This window comes from Sphaerospermopsis sp. LEGE 08334 (genome assembly GCF_015207205.1).
Lineage (GTDB): Bacteria > Cyanobacteriota > Cyanobacteriia > Cyanobacteriales > Nostocaceae > Sphaerospermopsis.
Window position 1 is genome coordinate 1 of record NZ_JADEXH010000083.1, and the last position, 9,192, is coordinate 9,192.

The window sequence follows — 9,192 nt, forward strand, 5'->3', positions numbered from 1 at the left end:
GATGACATTTTTGGTGATTTACTGTTTCTCAAATGCTTTTTTCACTGTATATGTCTGTTTTTACGCTAACTTTGATTTTTCATCTCCGTAATTTCCCTCTGGGACAGTTTGGGGTGCGGAATGTGGGTTCTATCTCCCTTCCAAAACCTAAACCTGATTTTTGCAATTCAATTTCCATACATCTTTGATAAATAACCTCCTGAAAACCATTTCCCAAAGTTCGGTGTATTTTCATTGCACACCCATTAATTATATATGTGATTTCATCTAAGTTTTTATTATTGGGTGTGTTCATGGATTTACAGGATTGTTATTTGTAGGTTATTGGTGGGATGCTGAAATTATCATTGTCAGAATCAGGATGTCCAGGATTTGAGGATTTTCAGGATTGTAATTGATAAATTGTTTATGAATATTTGAATATTTTCAGGATTGTAATTGATAAGTTATTAGTGGGATGCTGAAATTTTCATTGTCTGAATCAGGATGTCCAGGATTTGAGGATTTTCAGGATTGTAATTGATAAATTGTTTGTAAATACTTGAATAGTATACAATAAAATTACTCTAAAAGTCAACAAATTAAAGTAGATAATTTAACAGATAATTGATTATCTAACATCTTAAAATCTGTTATGATCATTCTTCTCTACCTTCGATTCCACCTCTACGAGAAGCTAATTCTTGTTCTATTTCATCTGCATTTAATAAAGGTTTACCAGATGCAACAATTTTAGAGCGAATTTCTCGCAAACGTTCACCCAAAGGCGGTTTTTTAACTGTGGTTTTAAGGTGCAGAAAATCTACAAAATTTAAAACTTCTTCTTGTTTATCCTGGGGTAAAGACCGCCACTTTGTTAATAATTCTTGTTCTGAAATCATTGATTTTTACCTAATTATTTCCAAGATCATAGCAAATCTTAAATCTAATTACAACATAAGATTATAAATTATATTATAAATTTTTACTTTACCTAAATATTCCCAAAGTCTCTATTTCTCATAGAGAATAAAACAACAACATCCTGTAAATCCTATAATCCTGGTTATCCTAATTCAGACAAAAAAATCCTCAAATCCCCACTTCAAATAAACAACCACATCCTGAAAATCCTATAATCCTGGATATCCTGATTCAGACAAAATCATCAAAAATTCCCTATTTACAAACTCTCTAATTCTTCCCTTACAGATAATGGTTGATATCCCAAACTAAAAGCTTTTACACTATCTAAAGAAACATCCTTTGGCCTTGGTGCTGCCATTTTCACATCATCTTGCAAACATGATTTTAGTTTATCATCTGGTAGTTGCATTACTTCCACTAAAAATTTACCAAAATCATAACGAGAAATTCTCTCTTTACCACCTAAATGAATTATCCCATTTACCTTTTCTAATGCTAATAATAATCCTTTTGCGGCTGTATTTGCACTGACTGGGGTGCGAAATTCATCTCTAAATAAACTTAGTTCTTTTCCGTCTTTCAATGTTTGTATAAAACCCTGAATAAAGCTTTTCGCTGTGGGTGTTTCCTTACCAAACATTAACGGCATTCTACAAATTGCAGCTTGGGGATATACTTGTAATATTCCTGTTTCTGCTTGCGCTTTTTGTTCACCGTAAATATTCACAGGTGAAACTGCATCTGTTTCTTTATACGGTGCTTTTAACCCATCAAAAACTAAGTCAGTGGAAGTAAAAGCTAAAGGTAAATTATGATCTGCACACAGTCCAGCAATGTCACAAGATGCGGTAACATTAATAGTATAAGATGACTGAGGATGCAGTTGACAATAATTTGGTTGAGATTGTGCCGCAGTATGAATTACTGCATCTGGTTTTATATGATGGAATATTTCTTTTAATTTCTGAAAGTCTGTTAAATCAACTTGCAATATTTTTACATTTGGTATCTCTAAAAAATGGGTGGCATAAGTAGCGTAAACTTCCCATTTTTCTCTCTTTGCTATTTGGCAAAGATGCCAACCTAAGAAACCACTCGCACCCGTAATTAGGAGTTTTTTCATTATCTATTTCGACTCCTGACTCCTAAATTCTTCATTTTAATAATTCCTGAAATTCCTTTTTCTCCCTGATTTTATCAAAATCTGTGTCATTTTGGGCTAATTTTTGGTATTTTTCAGGTTGCATTTGCATAGCTTTTACTAGGTACTCAATTGCTAAGTCTGGTTTATTTTGTAAGGCATAATTACAAGCTTTATTGTAATATGCTTGGTGGGAATTTGGGTTGATACTGATAGCTTCATTATAAGATGCCAAGCCTTCTTTGTACCTGCGTAATTTTGTTAGTGCAATTCCTCTGTTGATCCAAGCTTCAAATTTATCTGGTTCAATAACTATAGCTTCATCGTAGGATTTTACGGCTTCTTCATAACGCCGTAAAGCTGATAAAGCATTACCCCGATTATACCAAGCTTCATTTTTATTCGGACGAATGGCGATCGCCTGATCATAGGATTCTAAAGCCTCATCATACCGATGTAAAGCTATCAGAGCATTACCTCGATTCACCCATGTTTCTACGCTGTCTTTTTTAACTTCAATTGCTTGATTATATAAAACCAGAGCTTCTTTGTAGCGACTGCTATCTAAAAAATTATTGCCTTGAATGAATAATTCTTCCGCTTTTTGACTATCTTGTACTTCTGCTATGAGTTGAGCAACATTGTTTTCTTGTACAACTTGTTTGGTATATTCTGTTGATGATATTGCCAAATCACCACAACCAACAGCCAAAAAACTCACGAATCCACAGGCAACAAAGTATCGCCTCAATATCATACTGCACCTACACAACTCATAATTTAATCTTATGCTTTTTGAATGTTTAAAAATTGTATCCAAGTCCACTAAACTGCTATCAATTATCTTGTATTTGAATGAAAAAGAAATAAAGAATTTGATAAGTTTTGATTTAATCACATAAACTATACCATATCCAGCTATAATTAATCAATTATTTTATACAATCTATTCTTAATTTGTCCATAACTTTGACTGTATATTAAGCTTTTCAAGTTTGGTAAAATTACCAAATATGAGGATTTATTGCATTATTACAACTAAATCTGCCAAATATGCAATCACCCACGATTTGTCCATATATAAATTAAATTGAATTAATCTCATGCAACTTAGCAAAAATTGTTATCCTTTTTTTGATCAGGATTTCCCTGTTTTCATCCCGTCAGCTACAAGGCTGATCATGGATGAACATGGTGTGAGATCATAATAACAACTCAACTACAATCATCAGATTCTCAAGACGATGGAACAACAGCATAAATCAACGGTTATAATCACAGGTGCTTCCTCTGGTGTGGGTTTGTATGCAGCCAAGGCTCTAGCTGACAGAGGTTGGCACGTTATTATGGCTTGTCGCAACTTGGAAAAAACCCAAACAGCAGCCCAAACAGTGGGAATCCCTAAAGACAGCTACACTATTATACACATAGATTTAGGTTCTTTAGATAGTGTAAGAAAATTTGTTCAGGATTTTAGAGCTACGGGCAGATCATTAGATGCTTTGGTGTGCAACGCTGCCATCTATATGCCTTTGATTAAAGAGCCTTTATATAGCCCTGATGGATATGAGTTAAGTGTGGCTACTAACCATCTTGGCCATTTCCTGCTGTGTAACTTGATGTTGGAGGATCTAAAAAAAGCTTCCACTTCTGAACCCAGACTGGTGATTTTAGGAACAGTTACACACAACCCCAACGAGTTAGGCGGTAAAATTCCCCCACGTCCCGATTTAGGAGATTTAAAAGGTTTTGAAGCTGGATTTAACGCTCCCTATACCATGATAGACGGTAAGAAATTTGAACCGGTTAAGGCTTACAAAGACAGTAAAGTTTGTAACGTTTTGACCATGAGAGAATTACACAGACGTTATCATGATTCAACGGGTATTACTTTTAGTTCCCTGTATCCCGGTTGCGTGGCTACAACCGCCCTATTCCGCAACCATTATCCCTTGTTCCAGAAACTCTTCCCTGTGTTCCAAAAATACATTACTGGGGGGTTTGTTTCCGAAGAATTAGCTGGTGAAAGAGTAGCTGATGTAGTAGCAGATCCAGCTTACAATCAATCTGGAATTTATTGGAGTTGGGGAAATAGACAAAAGAAAGATGGCAAGTCCTTTGTGCAGAAAGTTTCCAATGAAGCCAGCGATGATGCTAAAGCTGAAAAAATGTGGGACCTCAGCGCCAAGTTGGTAGGACTACCTTAACAAATTCTTGTTTCCGTTTCCATAAAAAATAAATTTTTAAAGCAAAAGTCAGGAGTTAAAAGTCAACAGCGCGACTTACTCCTGGCTTGTTGATACAGTAGGTTATAAGGGAGAGGTGACAGGTGACAGGTGACAGTAATTAATTTACCAATTACCAATTACCAATTACCAATTACCAATCTAAAATTGAATCTAATTCTTCTCATCCACAAATGCCAGAACCCATTCCAGAACACAATTTAGAACCAGATGATTTTGATAGTGCTAGTGAAAATGAACTCACACCAGAAGGTTTAGCTGCACAACAAGCTTTAGCAGCTATTTCTTCTTTACAATCTCCCCAAAATACCAATGCCCTCAAAAGAGCAACATCTGGGTTTAGAGAACATTATCACAGTCAAATTGCTGTTAAAACTAGAGCTTTAATTTTTACTTTATTAGCGATCGCCCTAACTTTTATTGGTATTGCTATTAATAACTCATTCCTGGGTATTTTGGGAACTTTCGCAACTTTGGTTTTATCCATAGCCATGCTATTTCCTTTGTTGCAAGATGTGATCAAAGAATGGTTTTCTCCAGAAGATAGAACATTATTATTAGCTTTTATAGGTTTATTGGTAGGTATTATTGGCTTCTTGAAATTTAGCGGCTTAGGTTATCATCTCTTACGTTGGGGCAAAAAAATTAACTGGGAAGCTTCAGGAACTTTAGCCGAATGGTTTGGTGCTTTAGGACAAATTCTTATAGCTATTATTGCCGTTTATGTAGCTTGGCGACAATATGTAATTTCCAAAGATTTAACTATTCAACAAAACCTGCTCACCGTACAACAAAATATTATTACTCAACAACAAACTATAGATTCTTATTTTCAAGGTATTTCCGATTTAGTATTAGATGAAGAAGGATTATTAGAAGACTGGCCGCAGGAAAGAGCCATAGCAGAAGGACGAACTGCTGCAATTTTTAGTAGTGTAGATGGCAGTGGAAAAGCCAAAATTCTTCGCTTTCTTTCCCGTTCCAAACTGTTAACACCATTAAAACGCGATCGCCGTTTAGGTAGAGCCATCCTCGATGGTAGCGGTGGCTACGCCGAAGACAGAATAGAAGGTGTACGGGTAATAGATTTAGGTGTAATGTTAGCAGGTGCAGACCTTTCTTACACAGATTTACGGTGGACTGACTTGAGTGAAGCTAACCTAGTGCGTGCTAACCTTAGTGGTTGTGATTTAGTCAAAGCCAACCTTGCCCGCACGATTTTATATGAAGCAAATTTGAGTAATGCCGATTTAAACAGTGTCCGGTTATTTTATGGTTCATTAGAAAAAGCCTCACCCCGCAGTCGCACCCACCCACCCGACTATGAAACCGGAGAATACACCGGTGCAGTAGTAGAAAATGCCGATTTGAGCAACGTACAAAGAATGTCAGAACCCGTGCGTCGTTACTGCTGTGCTTGGTGCGGAGAAAAAAGCAGAAAAACCATTCCCGGTGGTTGTGAAGGTATTTTCAACAAGTTGGGAAAATAATTGATAATTGATAATTGATAATTGTTTCATTCAAGGTTTAAAATATCCCCTTTGAAGGGGAAAAAAGAAAAAAATTCCGCTTTTTCAATCTTCGCGCTCCAAGGGATAGGTAATTATTAATTGTCCATGATTGAAGTTTTACTGCTGTTTAAAGATTTCATCCACAGGAATTTTATAACCATTTGCAAACCTATTAGTCATATTTGCAGCACCAACAATAGCCATCAATTCCCCAAACATCGTATCAGTCATCCCCTTATTTTTTGCCGCTGCGGTATGTGATGCAATACAATATTCACAGTTATTAGTCACACTCACAGCAATGTAAATTAATTCTCTCATCAGTGGATCAATTTCCCCTGGACCCGCCATAATTTCCTTGAGACTTTCCCAAGTACGGCGTAAAGTTGGAGGATGATTAGCTAAAGCTTTCCAGAAATTATTGATATATTCAGTTTGCCTTGCAGCGCGGATATCGTCGTAAACTGCGCGTACTTCTGGGTTAGCATCTTCGTATTCGATTAGGTTAGTCATCATAATTTTTGTGATCAGCTTTGTCAATATTCAGACAATAAAGATAATAAATTGATGCTGATAAAGTAATTGTAATATAAACCAAAGAAAAACAAGTTTTTAACCCAAACCAGGATATGAAAAACATGAACAACAAAATTCGCGCTGTCGTTGTTGATCCTAACGTACCAGGGCGTTTAGCATTAAAGGAAGTTGCAGCACCCACACCCGCAACAAACGAAGCCATAATTAAAGTTGCCTCAATTTCACTCAATCGCGGCGAACTCAGACGCGCTTCTACTGCTCAAGCAGGTTGGCGGCCTGGTTGGGACCTTGCCGGTACTGTAGAAACACCCTCAGCAGACGGTTCAGGACCAGCACAAGGAGCGCGGGTAGTGGGTTTTCTCCCGTCTGGTGCTTGGGGTGAAATAGTTGCAGTACCTACCCACTCTCTCGCAGAACTCCCCCGCTTTGTATCTTTTGCTCAAGCTGCCACATTACCCATAGCAGGTTTAACAGCCTATCATATCATGAAAAAAGGCGGTTTTCTCCTCAATCAACCTGTGTTAATTACGGGGGCTTCTGGTGGTGTCGGTAACTTTGCTATTCAATTAGCACGGTTAAGCGGTGCAAAGGTTACAGCCCATCTACGTACTTCTAAATATGAACCTATCGTCAAAGAAGCAGGGGCGCATCACATTGTCATTGGTGAAGATATATCCCCTGCTCAACAATATGGACCATATCATTTAATAGTAGATTCTGTAGGCGGTGATGTTCTCGGTAAAGCGTTAGGTTTCTTAGGTACAAATGGTCAAACAGTAGTATTTGGAACTACTGCCGGAAGAGAAGTGACTTTTAATGCAGGTAATCTTTATGCCCTCGGCGGCGCGAGTATTTATGGTTTAATAGTCTTCCATGAACTCAAGCAAGAATCCGCATCTGTGGGGTTAAAATGGTTAGTGGAATTAGTAGAATCAGGACAATTACGCCCTCATATTGACATAGAAGCCCCTTGGACAGAAATTGCTGATGTAGCTCAAAAACTGGTAGATCGACGTTTTCCAGGCAAAGCTGTTTTACACATTTCCTAACTGATAATAATACTTAACTCGTTAACTCGTTTCCAGTCTCTGACTGGGAATGCCATCACAGAGGCTTTGCCTCTGCTGCTACATTGCTTAAATCATTTTCATACTTAAATCCAACCACCTTGATTGAGTAATTGGCGCACTACTAGAAATATAATCAACACCTGTTTCTGCTACTGCGCGAATAGTTTCTAAACTGACATTTCCCGATGCTTCAATTTTCACTCGGCTATCCTGTTCACGAATTAACTGCACAGCCTCAGTCATCATTGTTAAAGGCATATTATCCAACATAATAATATCGGCTTGATACTTTAACGCTTCTTGCACCTGTTCTAAACTTTCTGTTTCCACTTCAATAGTCAGAGGATAAGGTATTTGAGAACGAATACTGGTAATGGCTTCTCCAATACCCCCAACCGCCGCAATATGATTATCCTTAATCATCACTGCATCATCTAACCCCATGCGGTGATTAATTGCCCCCCCGACAGCAGAAGCGTACTTTTCCAAAATTCTCAAACCTGGTGTAGTTTTGCGCGTATCCACAAACATTGCAGGTAAATCTGCTATTTTCTCCACATATATATTAGTTAACGTTGCAATTCCACTTAACCGCATCGCCAAATTTAACGCCACCCGTTCACCCATCAACAGCGCATCTAATGAACCCTGAATTTCCGCTACCACGTCTCCCGCTTCACACTTTGCACCCTCAGACTTAACAGCTACAAACCTGACTTGATGATTCAATAACTGAAACACCCTGGCTGCGATCGGTAAACCTGCGATTATTCCTGGTGCTTTTGCTACCCACCGCGCTTGTCTGATAGTTGAATTTTGGGATAAGAGAGATTGAGTAGTGCGATCGCCCCTCCCAATATCCTCCATTAACCAACTTTGCAACAATTGATCCAGCACCAAAAACGGTGGTAGTACAGCCACAGAACTTTTCATCTGATTTTTTACCTCTGGAATTTAGTCAAGTATTATGTCTACTCAACCCTATCAACAATTGTTTCATCTCCTGCGATCGCTCACAGAAATTCCAGAGTCATAAATAAACAAACTCAGCAGAATTCCCCATCTACTGTAGTAGTAAAGCAGGTTTGCATATCGCAGCAAAAGCCCTACGCTGGCAGCTAGAACGTACTCCCATCAAACAGATACTTTAGTAGAGGAATTTTGGCGGAACTTTAGCCGTGATGATTACGAAATGCTGATTGGCAAATCTAAACTACTTTATCTACGGCAACGGTTTTTGCCCCAAGTCGCTGAAAAAATCATGCGTCCAGGCTGATAGTCCATCTGGATTCATGGACATCTACTAATTTCATTGCCCCAAACCCTTACAGCATAAGGATTTGAACTGAATTAGAAAAAAAATCCAAAAAAATTTGAAAAAAGGAGTTGACATCCCAAGTGAGGTTCGCTATATTGAATAAGTGCCTGAGAGAGAGCCGCGAGAGAGCGGGACTCGGAGGGACACCGAACCTTGAAAATATTATAGTTTGAAAGACAGTATACAACAAGTCCTGCGTCAAGTAAAGAAAATGATACCGGACTGAGGTATTAAAAGAGCAGTCAAAAGAGCTAAACAAACTTAACAAAACGGAGAGTTTGATCCTGGCTCAGGATGAACGCTGGCGGTATGCTTAACACATGCAAGTCGAACGGAATGCTTAGGCATTTAGTGGCGGACGGGTGAGTAACGCGTGAGAATTTGGCTTCAGGTCGGGGACAACAGTTGGAAACGACTGCTAATACCGGATATGCCGGAAGGTGAAAGGCTTGCTGCCTGAAGA

At 38.3% G+C, this 9,192-nt stretch carries 9 protein-coding genes and 1 rRNA gene; 4 read left to right on the forward strand and 6 right to left on the reverse strand.

Annotation, left to right across the window (positions count from 1 at the left end):
* Positions 1–79: 79 nt before the first annotated feature.
* From IQ237_RS25405 to IQ237_RS25420, 4 genes are all read right to left on the reverse strand, one after another.
* Positions 80–295 carry a GxxExxY protein gene (locus tag IQ237_RS25405; protein ID WP_228020708.1) on the reverse strand — a complete coding sequence of 72 codons (216 nt, stop codon included), beginning with the start codon at positions 293–295 and terminating at the stop codon, positions 80–82.
* A gap of 343 nt (positions 296–638) precedes the next feature.
* Positions 639–881 (reverse strand): DUF2281 domain-containing protein, encoded by a 243-nt coding sequence (locus IQ237_RS25410; RefSeq protein ID WP_194060024.1) that lies wholly within the window; start codon positions 879–881, stop codon positions 639–641.
* 281 nt (positions 882–1,162) lie between these two features.
* Entirely contained in the window at positions 1,163–2,029 is an 867-nt protein-coding gene (locus tag IQ237_RS25415; RefSeq protein WP_194060025.1) for an NAD(P)-dependent oxidoreductase, read from the reverse strand.
* A 31-nt stretch (positions 2,030–2,060) separates the two neighbouring features.
* The gene (locus tag IQ237_RS25420; RefSeq protein ID WP_194060026.1) at positions 2,061–2,804 is read right to left on the reverse strand and encodes a tetratricopeptide repeat protein; all 744 of its coding nucleotides are present in this window, start codon (positions 2,802–2,804) and stop codon (positions 2,061–2,063) included.
* Between the two features lie 487 nt (positions 2,805–3,291).
* On the opposite strand from IQ237_RS25420, the gene IQ237_RS25425 reads away from it, so the two are divergent.
* On the forward strand, positions 3,292–4,254 hold the full coding sequence (locus IQ237_RS25425) for a protochlorophyllide reductase (protein ID WP_194060027.1): 963 nt from the start codon (positions 3,292–3,294) through the stop codon (positions 4,252–4,254).
* A gap of 212 nt (positions 4,255–4,466) precedes the next feature.
* On the forward strand, positions 4,467–5,783 hold the full coding sequence (locus IQ237_RS25430; protein WP_194060028.1) for a pentapeptide repeat-containing protein: 1,317 nt from the start codon (positions 4,467–4,469) through the stop codon (positions 5,781–5,783).
* A gap of 138 nt (positions 5,784–5,921) precedes the next feature.
* Here the strand turns inward: IQ237_RS25430 and IQ237_RS25435 are convergent, their stop codons facing one another.
* Positions 5,922–6,317 (reverse strand): carboxymuconolactone decarboxylase family protein, encoded by a 396-nt coding sequence (locus IQ237_RS25435; RefSeq protein ID WP_194060029.1) that lies wholly within the window; start codon positions 6,315–6,317, stop codon positions 5,922–5,924.
* A gap of 125 nt (positions 6,318–6,442) precedes the next feature.
* Here IQ237_RS25435 and IQ237_RS25440 point away from each other — a divergent pair, with 125 nt between their 5' ends.
* Complete coding sequence (locus tag IQ237_RS25440) at positions 6,443–7,390, forward strand: zinc-binding dehydrogenase (RefSeq protein WP_194060030.1); 948 nt, start codon at positions 6,443–6,445, stop codon at positions 7,388–7,390.
* Between the two features lie 87 nt (positions 7,391–7,477).
* Here IQ237_RS25440 and nadC read toward each other — a convergent pair whose 3' ends face one another.
* Positions 7,478–8,344, reverse strand: a complete 867-nt coding sequence (gene nadC / locus IQ237_RS25445; protein WP_194060031.1) for a carboxylating nicotinate-nucleotide diphosphorylase — start codon at positions 8,342–8,344, stop codon at positions 7,478–7,480.
* Between the two features lie 651 nt (positions 8,345–8,995).
* Between nadC and IQ237_RS25450 the strand changes: the two genes are divergently transcribed.
* Positions 8,996–9,192: ribosomal RNA gene (locus IQ237_RS25450) — 16S ribosomal RNA — on the forward strand; the annotation flags it as partial.